The sequence below is a fragment of the Frankia sp. BMG5.60 genome, from assembly GCF_059428125.1.
Window position 1 is genome coordinate 7,197,386 of record NZ_CM182091.1, and the last position, 16,668, is coordinate 7,214,053.

Annotated in this window: 16 protein-coding genes; 8 read left to right on the plus strand and 8 right to left on the minus strand. The window is 73.7% G+C overall.

Annotated features, from left to right (window positions below):
• Positions 1-2 precede the first annotated feature (2 nt).
• On the minus strand, positions 3-2,663 hold the full coding sequence (locus AC5R91_RS29490; protein ID WP_495394561.1) for a HelD family protein: 2,661 nt from the start codon (positions 2,661-2,663) through the stop codon (positions 3-5).
• Positions 2,664-2,743: 80 nt separating this feature from the next.
• A complete protein-coding gene (locus AC5R91_RS29495) occupies positions 2,744-3,043 on the minus strand; it encodes a hypothetical protein (protein WP_495394562.1) in 300 nt (99 codons plus the stop codon).
• Positions 3,044-3,250: 207 nt separating this feature from the next.
• Here AC5R91_RS29495 and AC5R91_RS29500 point away from each other — a divergent pair, with 207 nt between their 5' ends.
• Together AC5R91_RS29500 and AC5R91_RS29505 are read left to right on the plus strand one after the other, a co-directional pair.
• On the plus strand, positions 3,251-5,272 hold the full coding sequence (locus tag AC5R91_RS29500; protein ID WP_495394563.1) for an ABC transporter ATP-binding protein: 2,022 nt from the start codon (positions 3,251-3,253) through the stop codon (positions 5,270-5,272).
• 115 nt (positions 5,273-5,387) lie between these two features.
• Positions 5,388-6,656: a cytochrome P450 gene (locus AC5R91_RS29505; protein WP_495394564.1), complete on the plus strand. Its 1,269-nt coding sequence runs from the start codon at positions 5,388-5,390 to the stop codon at positions 6,654-6,656.
• Between the two features lie 55 nt (positions 6,657-6,711).
• Here AC5R91_RS29505 and AC5R91_RS29510 read toward each other — a convergent pair whose 3' ends face one another.
• Positions 6,712-7,662 (minus strand): hypothetical protein, encoded by a 951-nt coding sequence (locus tag AC5R91_RS29510; RefSeq protein ID WP_495394565.1) that lies wholly within the window; start codon positions 7,660-7,662, stop codon positions 6,712-6,714.
• Between the two features lie 228 nt (positions 7,663-7,890).
• Between AC5R91_RS29510 and AC5R91_RS29515 the strand changes: the two genes are divergently transcribed.
• Positions 7,891-8,445: a toll/interleukin-1 receptor domain-containing protein gene (locus AC5R91_RS29515; protein ID WP_495394566.1), complete on the plus strand. Its 555-nt coding sequence runs from the start codon at positions 7,891-7,893 to the stop codon at positions 8,443-8,445.
• A 7-nt stretch (positions 8,446-8,452) separates the two neighbouring features.
• Here the strand turns inward: AC5R91_RS29515 and AC5R91_RS29520 are convergent, their stop codons facing one another.
• Both AC5R91_RS29520 and AC5R91_RS29525 read right to left on the minus strand, forming a co-directional pair.
• Complete coding sequence (locus AC5R91_RS29520; protein ID WP_495394567.1) at positions 8,453-8,932, minus strand: cupin domain-containing protein; 480 nt, start codon at positions 8,930-8,932, stop codon at positions 8,453-8,455.
• A 36-nt stretch (positions 8,933-8,968) separates the two neighbouring features.
• Entirely contained in the window at positions 8,969-9,550 is a 582-nt protein-coding gene (locus tag AC5R91_RS29525; protein ID WP_495394568.1) for a CGNR zinc finger domain-containing protein, read from the minus strand.
• A 389-nt stretch (positions 9,551-9,939) separates the two neighbouring features.
• On the opposite strand from AC5R91_RS29525, the gene AC5R91_RS29530 reads away from it, so the two are divergent.
• Positions 9,940-10,557, plus strand: a complete 618-nt coding sequence (locus tag AC5R91_RS29530; RefSeq protein WP_495394569.1) for a nucleotidyltransferase domain-containing protein — start codon at positions 9,940-9,942, stop codon at positions 10,555-10,557.
• 615 nt (positions 10,558-11,172) lie between these two features.
• Positions 11,173-11,421: a hypothetical protein gene (locus AC5R91_RS29535; protein ID WP_495394570.1), complete on the plus strand. Its 249-nt coding sequence runs from the start codon at positions 11,173-11,175 to the stop codon at positions 11,419-11,421.
• Positions 11,422-11,686: 265 nt separating this feature from the next.
• Here the strand turns inward: AC5R91_RS29535 and AC5R91_RS29540 are convergent, their stop codons facing one another.
• Positions 11,687-12,445, minus strand: coding sequence for an SDR family NAD(P)-dependent oxidoreductase (locus tag AC5R91_RS29540; RefSeq protein ID WP_495394571.1), 759 nt, complete (start codon positions 12,443-12,445; stop codon positions 11,687-11,689).
• 134 nt (positions 12,446-12,579) lie between these two features.
• Between AC5R91_RS29540 and AC5R91_RS29545 the strand changes: the two genes are divergently transcribed.
• On the plus strand, positions 12,580-13,173 hold the full coding sequence (locus AC5R91_RS29545; RefSeq protein ID WP_495394572.1) for a TetR/AcrR family transcriptional regulator: 594 nt from the start codon (positions 12,580-12,582) through the stop codon (positions 13,171-13,173).
• Here the strand turns inward: AC5R91_RS29545 and AC5R91_RS29550 are convergent.
• Positions 13,159-13,716, minus strand: coding sequence for a DinB family protein (locus AC5R91_RS29550; protein ID WP_495394573.1), 558 nt, complete (start codon positions 13,714-13,716; stop codon positions 13,159-13,161). The two genes, AC5R91_RS29545 and AC5R91_RS29550, sit on opposite strands and share 15 nt — an antisense overlap.
• A 207-nt stretch (positions 13,717-13,923) precedes the next feature.
• Here AC5R91_RS29550 and AC5R91_RS29555 point away from each other — a divergent pair, with 207 nt between their 5' ends.
• Positions 13,924-14,880: an enoyl-CoA hydratase-related protein gene (locus AC5R91_RS29555; protein WP_495394574.1), complete on the plus strand. Its 957-nt coding sequence runs from the start codon at positions 13,924-13,926 to the stop codon at positions 14,878-14,880.
• A 23-nt stretch (positions 14,881-14,903) separates the two neighbouring features.
• Complete coding sequence (locus tag AC5R91_RS29560) at positions 14,904-15,680, plus strand: SDR family NAD(P)-dependent oxidoreductase (RefSeq protein ID WP_495394575.1); 777 nt, start codon at positions 14,904-14,906, stop codon at positions 15,678-15,680.
• A 156-nt stretch (positions 15,681-15,836) separates the two neighbouring features.
• Here AC5R91_RS29560 and AC5R91_RS29565 read toward each other — a convergent pair whose 3' ends face one another.
• Entirely contained in the window at positions 15,837-16,640 is an 804-nt protein-coding gene (locus tag AC5R91_RS29565) for an enoyl-CoA hydratase-related protein (RefSeq protein ID WP_495394576.1), read from the minus strand.
• Positions 16,641-16,668 lie beyond the last annotated feature (28 nt).

Genomic DNA, 16,668 nt, shown 5'->3' on the forward strand with positions numbered 1-16,668 from the left:
GCTCAGGCGTCCACGTCCCCGCGGCCCGGGACCGCCGTCGGGGACGTGGACGCACGCCGCGCCGGTGCCGGCAGGCCCTGCGACGGCAGGTCCGGCAGCGGCCCCGCCGGCGACAGGCGGTCGAGCATCGCCGGCACCTCGCCGGTGTGCAGGACGCCGAGGGACCGCGTCGCCCGGGTCAGCGCGACGTAGAGGTCGTGCGCGCCGCGCGGGGACTCGGCGAGGACCCGGTCCGGGTCCACGACGAGCACCGTGTCGAACTCCAACCCCTTGGCCTCCCGGATCCCGAGCACGACGACCGGCGCGGACAGCCGGGCGCCGCCGCCGGTCTCGGCGTCCGGCACGGCCGCCCGGACCGCGGCGGTCAGCTCGGCGAGCCGCCCCGCCGGCACCAGCACGGAGAGCTGGCCGGACCCACCGTCCAGTCGGCCGGCGGTCAGCCGGTCCAGCTCGGCCAGGACCGTCCGGGCGAGCACCCCGCCGAGCTCACCCTCGGTCACCCGCAGCCGCCAGGGCTCGAGGCCGAGCGCGCGCACCGACCGCGGCGGCTGCTGCGGCGGTCGCAGCGTCGCGAGCACGTCGGCGGCCACCGCCATGATCTCCGCGGGAGTCCGGTAGTTCACCGTCAGCGACTCCTGGCGCGGACGCGGGCCCGACGCCGTGTAGGGGGCGAGCACCCGCTCCCACGACGTCGTGCCGGCCGGGTCGCCGGTCTGGGCGATGTCCCCGACGATCGTCATCGACCGGGTCGGGCAGCGGCGCATCACCATCCGCCACGCCATCTCGGACAACTCCTGCGCCTCGTCGACGACGACGTGACCGAAGGTCCACGTCCGGTCGGCCAGCGCGCGCTCGGCGATCGTCCGAAGGTCGGCGTCCTCGTGCCGGTCGGCGAGCCGGGACGCGTCGATCAGGTCGGTCGCCATCATGATCTCGGGGTCGTCCTCGACGTCGCGGGAGATGATGTCGAGCACGCCCTGGGCGTAGGCCACCCGGGCCAGCCGGTCGCGCAGCGCCGCGGCGCGGGCCGCGCGGTCGTCCTCACCGAGCAGCTCCGCCGCCTCGTCGAGCAGCGGGATGTCCGCCGCGGTCCAGCCGCCGGCCGGTCGCGGCCCCCCGCCGGGGGCGGGTTCACCGCCGTCCCCGCTGACAGTGCCGCTGACACTCTCGGTGCCGGTGCCGGTGCCGGTGCCGGTCGTGGGTTCGCCACCTGTCGCGCCGTCCGTGCCGGGGCCGGGCGACACCGCGGCGCCGGCGGTGGCGTCGCGCAGGTCGCGCAGCCAGTCGTCGTCCGGGTCGGTGCCGTCCTCGGCGAGCGGCCGGTGCAGCAGGCGGCGTTCGGCGGCGGTCAGCTCCGGCGCCGCGGACGCCAGCGTGCCGGGGTCCGCGTACAGCTCGGCGACGAGCTGCTCGGGGCTCAGCACCGGCCACAGCTCGTCCAGCGCCGCCCGCACGGCCGGATCGGCGCGCAGCTCCCGGCGCAACTGGGCCAGGTCCTCGTCGTCGAGCAGGCTGGTGCCGCCGAAGCCGGCCGGGGCCAGCAGGTCGAGCGCCTCGGGGTCCGCCTCCAGCACCTGCGCGGTGATCGTCTCGGCGGCGTAGCCGTCGGCGACCTGGCGGGCCAGCGCCTCGATCACGGCCCGCACGAAGATGGTCCGGGCCTGGTTGTGCAGCTCGCCGGACTCCCGGGCGAGCGCGCGGGCCCGGGCGCAGGTGCTGCGCTCGAGCAGCAGCAGGCGTTCCTCGGTGTGGATCTCCAGTGTCTGGCCGTGGGGCAGCCGCTGCCGGTCGCGGACGGCCGCGGCGAGGACGTCGGCGAGCACCGCCCGGCCCTTGAGCTCGGCCAGCGCCGGCTCCTCCGGCCGGTCGGCCCTCGCCCCCGGGTAGAGCGCCTCGACCGTCGCGCTGACCACGCTGGTCTCGCCCAGCGACGGCAGCACGTTCTCGATGTAGCGCAGGAACGTCGGGTGCGGCCCGACGACCAGCACGCCGCTGCGGGCGAGTCGGTCGCGATGCGTGTAGAGCAGGTAGGCGGCGCGGTGCAGCGCGACGGCGGTCTTGCCGGTGCCCGGCCCGCCCTGGACGACGAGGATCCCGCGGTGGTCCGAGCGGATGATCCGGTCCTGCTCGGCCTGGATGGTCTCGACGATGTCGCTCATCCGGCCGGTGCGCGCGGCGTTCAGGGTGGCGAACAGCGCCGGCTCGCCGACCAGCTCGGTGGCCGCGGTGAGCTCGAAGACGTCGTCGTCGAGGCCGGTCACCTCCCGGCGGCGGGTCGTGATGTGCCGGCGCCGGAGGACGCCGAGCGGAGCGGCCCCGGTCGCCACGTAGAACGGCCGGGCGGCCGGGGTGCGCCAGTCGATCAGCAGGGGCTCGTAGTCCGCGTCCTCGTCGAAGATGCCCATCCGGCCGACGTAGCGTCGCTCGCCGCCGTCGAAGTCCAGCCGGCCGAAGCACAGGCCGTTCTCCGCGGCGGTGATCCGGGCCAGCGTCGCCGCGCATTCGGCGCTGGCCGCGTCCCGCTCGAACCGGGCCCGGGGGAGGCTCTCGGAGTGCCGAAGAACCGTCCGCAGCCGGGACGTGGTGCGCCGGCGAAGCCCGTCGAGTCGATCGTAGAGAGACGAGACGTACGCCTGCTCGGATGCAATGTCATCTGTTGACAAACCGGCCCCATCCCTGCTATTGTCAAGCGCGCATAAATCTATTTCATATGCTGCCTCTGATGAAGTCTAGTCAGCCGGTATCAGGCTTCCACAATGGTGCCGGTTCGGCACCCCCGGCGGGCGATCGAAGGCCATGGCCCGTCGATTCCAGTGGGCGCACGTCGGCGTTCAGGCTCGTGCGAAGCGGGCCGCCAGAAAGGCGGGCTCGCGCAGAGCCGGTCGTAGCCGGCGGGATCGCGTTCGGCCAGCTCTGGCACGGGCTGCGGCTCCACGAGCCGTTCGAGCCGGAAGCCCGCGGTGAGGACCTCGTCCAGCAGCGCGTCCAGCGGCATCCGCCAGATCGGCACGGTGTCGGTGCGCTGCCGGAACGGCGCCGCCACCCGCTCGACGTCGAAGTCGCCGCCGCCGTAGCGCAGCCAGTCCGCGGTCGGGTGGTGCGTTGGGAATGCCCCGCACTGTCGCCCGTTCGGGGCATCGGCCTCGGGAGGCGGGCCGGCTCGGTGTAACGGCCGCCGATCCACGCGAAGACACGCCGATCCCCTCCAAAGCGGGGGTGAGCGGGCACGGGAAGCGCGACCCTCGCGGATGTGGAACGCACTTCCGAGAACGGCCCGGTTCCGACCCAGCGGAAGGCGCCGTCGGCACCGCCCGCCGCCGAACACGATCCGGTGCTCACCTACGGCAAGGAGGACGACGACCGGGTCCGGCCGTGGTCACGCCACGACCGGACGATGGCGGAGACCGGCGTGCGCACGTTGGCCCGCCGGCTCCCCGGACTGCTGCGGCTTGCCTGGTCCCTGGCCTGGGAGGCCGACCGGGCCGGCCTCGTGGTCATGGTCGTGCTGCGGGTGTTCGCCGGTGTCGTCGAGGCGGCCGGCCTGCTCGCCGTCGCCGGCGCGCTGACCGCGGTGCTGCGCGACGGCCCCACCCCGCAGCGGCTGCGCGAGGCGCTGCCCGCCCTCGTCCTCGTCGTCGCCGCCGAGGTGCTGCGCAGCGGCCTGGCGGCGGCGACCAACCTGGTCCGGGTGCGCCTGGGCCCCCGGGTGGACCGGGTCTGCCTGGTTCGGCTGCTCGACCTCGCCACCCGCACGTCGATCATGGCCTTCGACGACCCGCGCTTCGTCGACGACCTCGACGCCGCGGAGCGGGGCGCCGCCAGCGGCCGCCAACTCGTCGACAACGCCATCGAGATGCTGACGTCCGCCGTGCGCATCGCCGCCGCGGGGGGTGTGCTCGGCGTGCTGCACCCGGTGCTGCTGCCCCTGCTGGTGCTGTCGATCCTGCCGGACGGCTGGGCGTCGCTGCGCTCGGCCCGGCTTGCCCACGCCTCCTGGCTGGGCCGACTGCGCCAGGTCCGGCGGCAGTACATGCTCCGCTACCACATGACCGCCCGGGAGTGCGCCGCGGAGATCCGCTCGTTCGGCCTCGGTCGTTTCCTGCTCGACGAGTACACGATCCTCGCCCGCGAGCAGGAGGCCGAGCAGGTCCGCGTCGGCCGGGGCCAGGCGCGGTACCGACTGACCGGGGAGGCGGTGTCCGGGCTCGCCCTCGGCGTCGTCTACGGGACGCTGATCGCCCTGCTCAACGCCGGGGTGATGCCGCTGGCCGCCGGCGGCACCGCGGTGCTCGCGATCCGCACCGGCCGCAGCGCGCTCGCCTCGGCGCTGACCACCCTCAACACCGCGTACGAGAACTTCCTCTACTTCGGCGAGTACCGTTCCTGGATCGCGCAGGCGAGCGGGCTGGTGCCGCCGCCGCGGGGGCAGACGGCGCCGCTGCGGCCCGCGGTTGTCCGGGCCGAGAACATCGTCTACACCTACCCGCGCACCGACACCCCGGCCCTGCGCGGCGTCACCGTCGAGCTGCGCCGAGGCGAGGTCGTGGCCTTCGTCGGGGTGAACGGCAGCGGCAAGTCGACGCTGGCGAAGATCCTCGCCGGCCTGTACGAACCGGACACCGGCACCGTGAGCTGGGACGGCGTCGACCTCTCCGGCGTCGATGCGGACAGCGTCCGGGAGAGCATCTCGGTGATCCCGCAGGACTACACGCAGTGGCCGATGTCGGCTCGGCTCAACATCGCCGTCGGCCGGATCAGCCGGCTCGTCGCGGACGGCCCGGACAGCGTCATCCCCGCGGCGCGGGCCACCGAGGCCGACGAGGTGATCGAGAAGCTGCCGCACGGCTACGACACGTCGCTGGCCCGCCAGTACAACTCCGGCCATGACCTTTCTGGCGGCCAGTGGCAGCGGATCGCCTGCGCGCGGGCGGTCTACCGGGACGCCCCGGTCCTTATCGCCGACGAGCCGTCCGCCGCCCTCGACGCCCGCGCCGAACAGACCCTGTTCACCCTCATCCGCGAGCTGGGCCGGGACCGCACCGTCCTGCTCATCACCCACCGCCTCGCCAGCGTCCGCACCGCCGACCGCATCTACGTCCTCGACGGCGGCCTGGTCGCGGACCAGGGCAACCATGCCGAGCTGATGTCCCGCCCCGGCATCTACCGCGAACTGTTCACCCTCCAGGCCAGCCAGTACATCGACACCGACCCCGACTCCGACACCGACCTCGACCGCGTCGACGCCGATCCGGCCGGGACCGGGGCGACGTGAAGCCCACTGCGTGACGCCCCCGGCGCCGCTCGCGCGAGGAGCGCGGAAGGTGTTTGCGTCGACACCAGGGGTAGTAGACACGGTGTCGACGGACCGGCGGGGGGACGCGATCACCATGACCGATGAGCTGGCGACGCCGCTCTACATGCGGCGCGTGCGGTTCGATCCCGATCCTGAGATCATCCGTTCCCGGGAGGCTGGCGGCGGCTGCCCGGTGGTGACCCCGTTCGGGCTGTCCGCCGAGCTGGTGAGTCGGTACGAGGACGTTCGCACGGTGCTCGCCAACGCGTCCCGGTTCAGCAACGCCGAGACGGGCATCCTCGGCGTCGCGGCCGCTGCCGCCGCCGAAGCCGGCCCGCACCCCGGGCGCGAGCCGGACGGGGAGGCTGGCGCGCCCGGCGGGCGCGGGCCGCACGGGGAGCGGCTGGCGGACCTGCGCGCCGGTCACCTGCTCGCCTACGATCCCCCGGACCACACGCGGCTGCGCCGGATGCTGACGCCGGAGTTCACCGGCCACCGGATGCGCCGGCTGGAACCCCGCGTCGCCGACATCGTCGAGGGCGCCCTCGACGACACCGAACGCGCCGGTCGCCCGGCGGACCTGGTGTCCAGCTTCGCCCTGCCGGTGCCGTCCCTGGTGATCTGCGAGCTGCTCGGCGTGCCGTACGCCGACCGGGCGCAGTTCCAGGGCCGCACGCGCCGCCAGCTCGACGCGTCGCTGCCCGCCGCGCAGCGGCTCGCGCTGATCGGCGAGAACCGGGAGTACATGGCCCACCTCGTCGCGCGGGCCCGCCACGCGCCCGGCGAGGACATGCTCGGCATGCTGGTGCGCGAGCACGGCGACGAGCTGAGCACCGCCGAACTCGTCGGCATCGCCAACCTGCTGCTCATCGCCGGGCACGAGACCACGGCGAACATGCTCGCGCTCGGCACGCTGGCCCTGCTGCGTCATCCCGACCAGCTCGCCGCGGTGCGCGACGACCCGGCCCGCGCCGGGCCGGCCGTGGAGGAGCTGCTGCGCTGGCTGTCGATCGTGCACGCCGGCGCACCGCGCACCGCGCGGGCCGACGTGACGATCGCCGGACGCGCGATCGCGAAGGGGGAGCACGTCCTGGTGTCGCTGCCGGCCGCCAACCGGGATCCGGCGTTCCTCGACGATCCCGATCGCCTCGACATCACCCGCGGTGCCGTCGGCCACGTCGCGTTCGGCTTCGGGCTGCACCACTGCCTCGGCGCGCCGCTGGCCCGGATGGAGCTGCGCGTCGGCCTGCCGGCGCTGCTGCGCCGGTTTCCGGGGCTCGCGCTCGCCGTGCCGTACGAGCAGGTCGAGTTCCGCCCGCACTCCGTGGTCTACGGCCTGCGGTCGCTGCCGGTCACCTGGTGACCCGCCCCGGTGGCGGGGCCGGCGGTCGGGAGGCCGGCGGTCGGGAGGCCGGCGGTCAGGACGTGCAGACGCTGTCCGGGTGGCCGAAGCCCGGAGCGGCCAGGTCGAAGTCGACGGCGTTGTTCGGTCCGCGGACGCCGTAGCGGTCCAGGACGCAACTGCGGCCGGTCGCGGTGTCGGTGACGGTGATCCGCTGGTTGCCCGCGTAGAGCGGGCTGGAGCTCCAGGTGGGCGCCCCGCTGCCGGTGTGGACGGCGAACGAGGAGATCGGGTAGCCCGTCGACGAGCGGGCCGCCCCGCCGAAGATGACGACCTTCGCCCGGCCGGGGGCGGGCGCCCGGCCGCCGACGGTCATCCGGCCGCCGAGGCGGGCGGTGCCCGGGTCGGCGAGCGTGGTGAGCGCGATCCGACCGACGGCCGCGGAGTAGGCCCAGCCGTTGGCCCGGTGGGTGAAGCGGTCGAGGTAGAACCGGGAGTGGACGTAGTCGCCGTCGCGGCGCAGCTCCGGGTAGAACTCGAACGACAGCCCCGCCGTGCGCGACCCCCAGCCGGTCGGCAGGCTCCCCCCGCGCACCAGGTCGGGCTGGACGTTGCCCATGAAGTAGCCGGTCGGGAAGACCAGCCCGCCGCCGGCCGGGAACCGGGTGTAGGTGGCGTAGCTGCCCCGCTCCTGGCAGGCGTCGACGAACGTGTCCCCGGTGCGGGTCCGCGGGTCGTAGTGCTGGCAGGGCAGGTAGGGCCGGGCCGTCGAGCCGAGCACCAGATCGACGCCGACCGCGCCGCCGATCGGGACGGGGCCGCCGCGCCGGTCGGTGAACCCCTCGAACGGCACGGCGACACCGTTGCCCCGGCCGGCGTCGCCGGTGAACCCGACGGTGTCCGCGGCCCGCGCCGTGCCCGGCTGCGTGACCAGGAGAGCGAGCAGCCCCGCCACGAGCAGACAGAGCCGCCGCCACCCGCCGGCCATCGCGGCGCGAACCGCGTCCCGGAACCGTTTCGCCGTCATGTCGCCCGCCCCCGTCCGGACGGCCCGGGCGGGCCGCCTTCGTCACAGCACATCGACGCGGACCGTCCTGGCGCAGGCTTTTAGCTCAACCGACACCCAATCGTTGTCGATGCGTCATATCGGTTGGGAAACCGACGCCGCGGAGCCGTCGACCCGCCGCGACCGCGGTGCTGAGGACGGCGACCAGCGTGCCTGGGGCTTGGTGACGAATCGTGGCAAGATTGTCCGATGAATGCGCCTGGACGCGGCGGCGGACAGCCGTCCGGTTTGGATGCGGAGTCGACCGAATCCGCGGCGCGATGGCACTTCTTCATCTCCTACACCGCCGCCGACCGGGACTGGGCGGAGTGGATCGCCTGGCACCTCGAGGTCGCGGGGTACGCGGTGCTGGTGCAGGCCTGGGACTTCGTTCCCGGCAGCCACTGGGTGAGCCGGATGGACGAGGGCATTCGCGCCTGCGCCCGCACCCTGGCGGTGCTGTCCCGCGCCTACCTGCACTCGGTCTACGGGCAGGCCGAGTGGGAGGGGGCGTACCAGGCTGACCCCACCGGCTTCGCCCGCCGGCTGGTCCCGGTTCGAGTGGAGGACTGCCCCCGACCCGGCCTGCTCGGCGGCGTGGTGTCGTTCGACCTGTTCGGCCTGTCCGCCGACGAGGCGCGCACGCGCCTGCTCACGCAGATCGCGGCGATCCGCCGCGGCCGGGACAAGCCCGCGGCCGAGCCGCCCTTCCCCGGCGGCGAGCCCGCCGCCGGTCCGCCGCGAGCGACGGGCACCCCCCGCTGAACGGCGGTCAGTACGTGTGCCACTTCCGGCGGGCGGGGCCGACGTTGCCGGTGGCGACGGGCCCGACCCACCGCAGGTCCGGGAGGTTCACGACGATCGCCTCCTGGGTGGTCCGGGCGATGACGACGACGGCCTCCTCGTCGGGGTCCGGGTTCTCCTCCCGGTGCGGCACCCACGGCGGCACGTAGATGTAGTCGCCTGGGTTCGTGTCGAGCCGGATCTCCTCCTCGTGCTCCAGGAAGACGAAGCTCGGGTGGCCGGAGACGACGTAGATGCCCGTCTCCGAGCGGCCGTGATGGTGGTTCGCGGAGGCGGTCGCCGCGGCGACGTGGGTCTGCCCCATCCACAGATCGACGGATCCGACGGTCTTCCCGGACAACGCCTCGACCCGGCTCATCCCGGCGGTCTGCGAGGTCCGGTCGGACAGACCGGCGGGGGTGACCTGATGCAGCCGCTGATGGAAGCCGTCCGCGGGCGGCGTGGACATGAGAACCTCCGAGAGGGAGTCGGTCGGGGTCGACGGTCAGGGCTGGGAGCGCCCGGCGCGCCGGCGTCGGTAGTTCGCCGCGGCGGCCCTGCCCCCGCAGCGGCGCATGGAACACCAGCGTCGCCGCCCGGAGGGGGAGCGGTCGAGGAACAGCGTCGCGCAGCCGTCGCTGTCGCAGGCCCGGATGCGACCGAGATCCGGCCCGGCGAGCAGGTTGATCGCGTCGCGGGCGATGACGGAGAGCGCGGCGCCCGCGTCGGGTTCCGGGACCGGGGTCCGCGTCCGGCCCCCCGGGCCGAGCAGGAACACCGGTGTCGGACGCCGGCCCGCCGTGTTGATCAGCCGGATGTCCTCGGGGGTGGGCGGCCGGCTGGCGATCAGACCGCGGGTGGTCTCGTTCACCGCTCCCCGCAGGTCACGCGCGGCGAGCAGGTCCGGCTCGGTGAGCCCGCCGGCGGCGGCCGGCAGACCCTGTTCCTCGAACCAGCCGGTCAGCTCCGCCGGGGTGGCGAGCAGCTCGACGCGGCGCCCCGGCCAGTCGCGCACGGTCGCGACGAAGTCGAGACAGAGACTGCCCGCCCCCCGGTCGAACTCGGTCATCGTGCCGGACGTGAGCATCGGACGACCTCCTCGGGTAACGACGACATCCTCGGGGCAACGACGATCTCCACGGGTAAAGACGATCTTTCGAGTAACACTGCGTGCGGAGATCGCCGCAGCGCTACCCACTCGCCTTCGTCACCCCATCATGGGTTGACGAAGCCCAATGCAGAGGGAGGTTAGCACGAGAGTGTAAGGAGGCGTGGACTGATCGCCGCGGTGGGCGTCACCGGTTGATCTCTTGTCGATCATCCTTGATGGCGCGCCGCGCCCGCATCGCCTGCGGCGCTGAGCGGTTCGGGGGAGTCCGACCGTCGGTGCCGTCGACGCGGGCCCGGAGCGGCAGCGGGCCTGGAACGGACAGCGGGCCTGGAACGGACAGCGGGCCTGGAGCGGAGGATTGTCGGGTGCGCGCCGAGGGCCCCTGGGGTCGGTGGGAGCCGGCGGATCCGCCGGAGGCGGCGGCGCTGTTCGCGGTGCTGGCCGAGCCGTGGTGGATCGCGGGTGGCTACGCGATCGAATGCGCGGTCGGCCGGCGTCTACGCGAGCACGGAGATATCGACGTGGCCGTCCTGCGCCGCGACCAGCTCGCCGTGCAACGGGTCCTGGCCGGGTGGGAATGGTGGGCCGCCGATCCACCCGGCGTGCTGCGCCCATGGCGATCGGGTGAGCTGCTGCCGGTCGGCGTGCACGACGTCTGGTGCCGCCCCGGGCCGGGCCAGCCGTGGCGGATTCAGGTGATGCTGGAAGAGGCCCAGGACGGTTACTGGGAATGCCGGCGCGACCGGCGCGTTCGCCGTCCGGTCGCGGCGCTGGGAAACGTCACCCCGGACGGCATTCCCTATCTCGCCCCCGAGGTGCAGTTGTTCTACAAGGCGGCGTCACCGCGGTCGAAGGACGAGCTCGATCTGGTCTCGGCGCTGCCGGTCCTCACCGCGGCGCGGCGCCGATGGCTCGTCGACGCGCTCGCCCTCGCCCATCCCGGACATCCATGGTGCGACCGCCTTTCGCCGTCACGGCATTAGGTGCGGAGGCGGACCGGTGAGGCGCCTTCGCGGTGCGGTGCGCGAGCTGGTTCTTCATTCATTCGTTCGTGATTATCCTGCTCGGCCGCTGACGGGCTTTCCGGGCGTGGCGGGGGCCGGCGAGGTTCGCCCGACCCGCGCACCGCCGGCCTGGTGTCGCAGCGTCGATCCCTGGTGCTGCGGCGCCGATCCCCGGTGCCGCGGCGGCCGGCCCCCGGTGCCGGCGACCGCCAGGCGTCCGGCTGGCCGCTTGCGGTCAAGAAGGCCCGACGCGAATCCCGGTCGCCAGGTTGCTCCGGTGTGGGGGAATGTGACCTGGGCTACGAGCCGAATGGCCGGCCGGTGCGATGCCGACCGGCCCGGCCAGGGTGGGAATTGTGACCCGCGCGACGTGGACACATTGTCCCCGCCTTAATGGGTGTGACCGGTGTTACGAATCGACGCGATTGTGAGCGCCATTACTGTGGGCCGGGTCATATCGGCTGGCCGGAAGTGCCGGACTGCAGTCCAGATCACGTCGACGGCGCTGTCGAAAGTCGCCCAGCGGGCGCACAATGGAAGCCGGAGGGTGACAGTGGCCCACCCTCCCGAGGCAATAACTTCAAGGAGTTCTTCATGCGTACCCAGAATTCCGTTGTTTCTTCCCTGCGGACGTCGCTCACCTCGCACCTCGCTGCGCGGGCCCAGCGTCGCGAAGTGGCGATGCTGCTGTCCGACCCCGAGCTTTCGCCGTCCACCCGCCAGGAGATGGTGGCGATCCTCACCCGCGACGAGGACGTCCGGACTTCCGTCGCCGTTCCGTCGCAGCGGCGCGGAGGCTCCTCGCGCGAGCACGCCGACGCGGGGTCGTTCCGCTCCGCCTGAGAAGGCCCGCAGTCAGGCCCGACCTCGCTTTTCCGGTTCTCCGTCCTTCCCGGCCGCCCGTCGCGGACCGCGGCCTGCTTCCGGCCGGGACGCGCGGCATCATGAAGCCTCCGTGGTTCCTCTCCGCCGCGGAGGCTTCCTCCTTCCCGGGATCGACCTTCCCGGGATCGACCTTCCAGGGATTGCCTCCCACGACGTCGACCCCCGCGGGATCGACATCGTCCCGGGCACGGCGGCCGGACGCGGGCCCCGGCGGTGCGCATCGTCAGACGGCTGACCAGCCGCCGTCGACGCTCAGCGTCGCCCCGTGAATGTTGGCGGCGTCGTCACCGGCGAGAAACACCACCGCGCGGCCGATCTCCGCCGGCCGGCTGGGTCGCCGCGAGGGCGCCCGCGCGATCAGGGGTGCGAGGTGGTCGGCGAACTGCTCGACGCGGCGGGTCAGCGTGGGGCCGGGGGCGACGGTGTTCACCCGCACGCCCGCCGGGCCGTACTCGGCGGCCCACGACTTCGTCAGCGAGTGCACGGCCGCCTTCGTCGCGCTGTACAGGGCCGACCCGTCCATCCCGACCAGGCCGTTGATGGAGCCGATGTTGATGACGGCTCCGCTGCCGCGGGCCGCCATGGCGGGTGCGACGACGCCGGTGAGCAGGAACGTCGCCGTGACGTTGATGGCGAGCGCGGCGGTGATGAACGCCTCGCTCACCTTCTCCGTGGGCTTCGGCGAGATGATCATCGCCGCGTTGTTGACGAGGATGTCCGGCACCCCGCCGACGGCGGCGCGGGCGGCGTCGGCGAGCGCCTGCACGGCGGGCGCACCGGCAGCGAGGTCGGCGGGGACGAACGTGGCCCGCCCGCCGGCCGCGCCGATCGCCCGGGTGACCTCGGCGCCGCGCCCGGCGTCACGACCGCTGACCACCACGTGGGCACCGGCCGCGGCGAGCTCGGCCGCGATCGCCGCACCGATGCCGTCGGTCGAGCCGGTGACGAGAGCGCTGCGTCCGGCCAGGGATGTGGTCGACATGGGGTTTGGGGTTCCTTCCGGCGATGGTCTGCTCGACCGCTGTAGGTCGTGGGGCGTCTGCTGGTGCGCGGCCTAATCTGCCCGGGATAAACTGGACCCGCAAGTCCAGAAATGGGCGGCGGGAGGGGGCGGACGTGGCGAGCAGGCTGACGTCGAAGGGCAGCGTGACCCGGCAACGGATCATCGAGGGGGCCGCCGCCGAGATCCGCGAGCGCGGGGTCATGGTGACCACGCTGGACGACGTCCGCGCCCGCACCGGTACCAGCAAGAGCCAACTCTTCCACTACTTCCCGACCGGCAAGGAGGAGCTGCTGCTGGCCGTGGCCCGGTTCGAGGCCGACCGGGTCCTCGCCGACCAGCAGCCCCAGCTCGGTGACCTCACCTCCTGGCCGGCGTGGCTCGCCTGGCGGGACAAGGTCGTCGCCCGCTACCGCGAGCAGGGGCGGCACTGTCCGCTGAGCGTCCTGGTGTCGCAGCTCGGGCGGAGCACCCCCGGCGCCCAGGCGGTCGTCACGGAGCTGATGAACCGGTGGCAGGCGGAGATCGCCACCGGCATCCGCGCGATGCAGCGGGCCGGCGAGATCTCCCCGCTGCTGGACGCCGAGCGGCAGGCCGCGGCGCTGATCGCGGGCATCCAGGGCGGCGTGCTCATGCTGCTGTCCACCGGCGGCACCACCCATCTCGAGGCGGCCCTGGACGTCGCCATCGACGCGCTACGTCGCCGCTGACCCCCGCCGGATGTCGGCCAGGTGATGGATCCCCTCGTGCAACGCGTTGCGCAGCAGCCAGCGGGCGGTGCGTTCCTCGCCGGGTAGGCGCGCCACGGTCCGTTCCCAGTCCTGCGGCGCGACCTGACCGGCTTCGTCGCGCAGACCCCGCGCGTTGGCGGCGAGCTCGGTCAGCACCGCCGCCGGGTCGAGCTCGTTGTAGCGGAACCGGCGGGCCCGCAGGTCGTTGAGCATCGGCTCGACGACCGGCCGGACCTCGGTGCGGGCCCGGTACAGGCGGATGGTGGAGGTCGCGAGCACGTCCCGCAGGTGGCAGGCGTACTCGAGTACGGACCACGTGCCGGGCGTGGGCCGCTCCCGCAGCAGGTCGGGGCCGGCGGCGGTGACGGCCTGCGCCACCCGCGCCGGCAGGGTGGCGAGCTCCGCCAGGACCCCCTCCACGGTGCGCGTCGGGTAAGAGAAACCGCAGTCGGCGCACGCGTGCGTCTCGCCGACCAGCGCGGGCGGGCCGGTCGGGTGCCCCGCCGACGGGTGGCTGGTCATCGCGCAATCGTAGGCCGCGCACGGGGCCCACCTGCCCGGCGAGAGACCGTCGCCGACCGGCGTCGCGGAGCCCACGGAGGCGGTCCGGGAGCGGCCGGCAACGGCTCGGTCGCTAAAGAATCTAGTGAGTTTCGCGCATCGCTCGACACTGTGCCCGTCGAGGGGAAATGCTGGCCCTCGCGCGAGAGCGACAGGTGGGAGGCGGCGGTGACGACGGAATCGACGACGCCCGCGGACAAGGCGGCCGCGGACAGGGCGGCGGGCGGGGCGGCCGCGGGCGAGGCGGGGGCGGACCGGTCGGTGGTGACCGAGGGGCCGGTGCTGCTCGACGTGGGCGACGACGGCGTCGGGGTGGTGACGCTGAACCGGCCGGAGCGGCGCAACGGCTGGAACCCCGAGATGGAGAACCGGTACTTCGACGTCCTCGCGCAGGCCGATCGCGACCCGGCGATCCGCGTGCTGATCGTCACCGGCGCGGGCACCACGTTCTGCCCGGGGGTCGACACCGGCCGGCTCGGCCAGATCGCGGGCAAGCCGATGGACACCACCGGCCGCCGCTCGCCGGTGCGGGCCTGGTCGGTGCGCAAGCCCATGATCGCCGCCGTCAACGGGGCCTGCGCCGGCATGGGTCTGGTCCAGGCCCTGCTGTGCGACGTGCGGTTCGCCGCCCGCGGTGCCCGGTTCACCACCGCCTTCGCCCGCCGCGGGCTGGCCGGCGAGTTCGGCATCACCTGGCTGCTGCCCCGCCTCATCGGGCAGGAGCGGGCGGCGGACCTGCTGCTGTCGTCGCGGGTGTTCGACGCCGATGAGGCCCGCGAGCTCGGCGTCGTCAGCCGGGTGGTGGACCCCGCGGAGCTCCTGCCCGCCGCGCGCGCCTATGCCGCGGATATCGCGGCGAACTGCTCGCCGGTGTCGCTGGCGCTGATCCGCCACCAGTTGCGCACCGACAGCTCCGGCGAGCTCGACGCGGCGCTCGGCCGCACCTACCGGGCGATGGCCGCCGCCGCCGTCGGGCCGGACTTCCGTGAGGGCATCGACAGCTTCCTGGCGAAGCGTCCCGCGTCGTTCCCCCCGCTCGCCGACGACCTCGACCCGGCCGCGATCACCGGCGCCCCCCTGCCCGAGCTGGACTTCGACCCGTCCGGCGCCGTGGGCCGGTCCTGACCAGCGCAGAAGGAGCCCCCTGAATGACGGCCACGGTGCACATCGACATGTCCGGCAAGGTCGCGCTGGTCACCGGCGGCGGCTACGGGATGGGACGGGCCTCGGCCCGGCGGTTCGCCGAGTGCGGCGCGGCGGTGGTCGTCGCCGACATCAACCCGGACACGGGGGCGGAGACGGTCGAGCTGATCCGCGCCGCGGGTGGGCAGGCGACGTTCGTCCACGCCGACGTCGGTGAGCCGGACGCCGTGCGGGACATGGTCGACCTCACGGTCGCCACCTACGGGGGCCTGGACTACGCCCACAACAACGCCGGCATCGTCGAGTCCCAGGATCCGGTCGTCAGCTATCCGGAGGAGCTCTGGGAGCGGATCCTGCGCACCAACCTGACCAGCGTCTTCCTGTGCCTGAAGTACGAGATCCCGCGGATGCTGGAGCGCGGCGGCGGGGCCATCGTCAACGTGGCGTCGGAGTCCACCTACAAGGGCAACGTCGCCGACATCGGGTACACGGCCAGCAAGCACGGCGTGGTGGGCCTGACCACGGCCGCCGCCCTGCAGTACGCCCGGCGCAACATCCGGGTCAACGCCGTGGCGCCCGGCAACGTGGACACCGGGATCGTCGAGCGGGCCCGCCAGTACCTGACGCCGGAGCAGTTGCGGGCGATGGAGCAGGCCCAGCCGATCCGCCGGCTCAGCCGCCCCGAGGAGATCGCCGAGGTCGTCGTCTGGCTGTGCTCGGACGCCGCCGTGCTCGTCAACGCCGCCAAGATCGCCGCCGACACCGGCTGGCACGTCGCCTAGTCGGCGCGGCTGGCGTGCCGGGGGGCGGGCCGGCTGTCTCTTCCACAGGGGCAAAACGGACGCAGAACCCTGTGGAAGAGACAGGTAGGCGGTCTCCCACGCATCCGCCGCCGACGCCCGAGCCGTCGCCCGCCGCGGCGGAGTCGGTCGGCTGCCTCAGCGCCAGGTCCAGTGCGGCTCGCGCTTCTCCAGGTAGGCGCGGCGCGCCTCGCCGGCGTCGTCGAGGCGGCTGACCCGCGCGGTGTAGTCCTGCTCCAGCCGGTAGCCCTCGTCGAGGGGTAGGTCCTCGACCCGGTTCATCGACTCCTTGGACAGCCGCAGCGCCAGCGGGCTCTTCGCCGCGACCTCCGCGGCCAGGGCGCGCGCCGTGTCGGCGAGCTCGGCGCGGGGCACCAGTGCGGCGGCGGCGCCGAGCCGGTAGAACTCGGCCGCGGGCACGCGCCGGCCCGTCAGCGCCATCTCGCGGGTCTTCATCGGCCCGACGAGGCGCTGCACGTGCCGGGTCCCGCCGAGGACGCCCACGTCGATCTCCGGCAGCGAGAAGAACGCCTCCTCGGCGAGGACCACCAGGTCGCAGCAGCCGACCAGGGCGGCTCCGGCCCCGACGCACGCGCCGCCGACCGCCGCGACGACCGGCAGGCCGCCGTCGCGGATGCCGGCGAGGCAGCCGCGCACGACGGCGCCGGGATCGATGAGGTCGGTCAGGCTCTCCTCGGGCAGCAGCTCCCGGCGGTTGTAGCGGCGATCCGACTCGGTGATGTCGGCGCCGGCGCAGAAGACGCGCTCGAAGTCCGAGGCGAGGATCGCGACGGCGGCCTCGTCTCCCCGGCCGAGCTCGGTGAACACCTGCCCGATCTCGCGCATCATCGGCGCGCTCAGCGCGTTGCGCGGGGGGCGGGCGAGCGTGACCGTGGCGATGCGGTCAGCGATCTCGACCCGGACGAACTTGGGTTCTTCCACCGCCGGGGCTCCTTCGGGTGACGGGCGA

What these genes read in the sequence shown, in the direction of transcription:
- AC5R91_RS29550 (WP_495394573.1), bottom strand. Translation starts at nt 13,716, where the DNA reads ATGACCAGCCACCCGTCGGCGGGGCACCCGACCGGCCCGCCCGCGCTG.
- AC5R91_RS29535 (WP_495394570.1), top strand. Translation starts at nt 11,173, where the DNA reads ATGCGTACCCAGAATTCCGTTGTTTCTTCCCTGCGGACGTCGCTCACC.
- AC5R91_RS29540 (WP_495394571.1), bottom strand. Translation starts at nt 12,445, where the DNA reads ATGTCGACCACATCCCTGGCCGGACGCAGCGCTCTCGTCACCGGCTCG.
- AC5R91_RS29520 (WP_495394567.1), bottom strand. Translation starts at nt 8,932, where the DNA reads ATGTCCACGCCGCCCGCGGACGGCTTCCATCAGCGGCTGCATCAGGTC.
- AC5R91_RS29515 (WP_495394566.1), top strand. Translation starts at nt 7,891, where the DNA reads ATGAATGCGCCTGGACGCGGCGGCGGACAGCCGTCCGGTTTGGATGCG.
- AC5R91_RS29560 (WP_495394575.1), top strand. Translation starts at nt 14,904, where the DNA reads ATGACGGCCACGGTGCACATCGACATGTCCGGCAAGGTCGCGCTGGTC.
- AC5R91_RS29505 (WP_495394564.1), top strand. Translation starts at nt 5,388, where the DNA reads ATGACCGATGAGCTGGCGACGCCGCTCTACATGCGGCGCGTGCGGTTC.
- AC5R91_RS29510 (WP_495394565.1), bottom strand. Translation starts at nt 7,662, where the DNA reads ATGACGGCGAAACGGTTCCGGGACGCGGTTCGCGCCGCGATGGCCGGC.
- AC5R91_RS29525 (WP_495394568.1), bottom strand. Translation starts at nt 9,550, where the DNA reads ATGCTCACGTCCGGCACGATGACCGAGTTCGACCGGGGGGCGGGCAGT.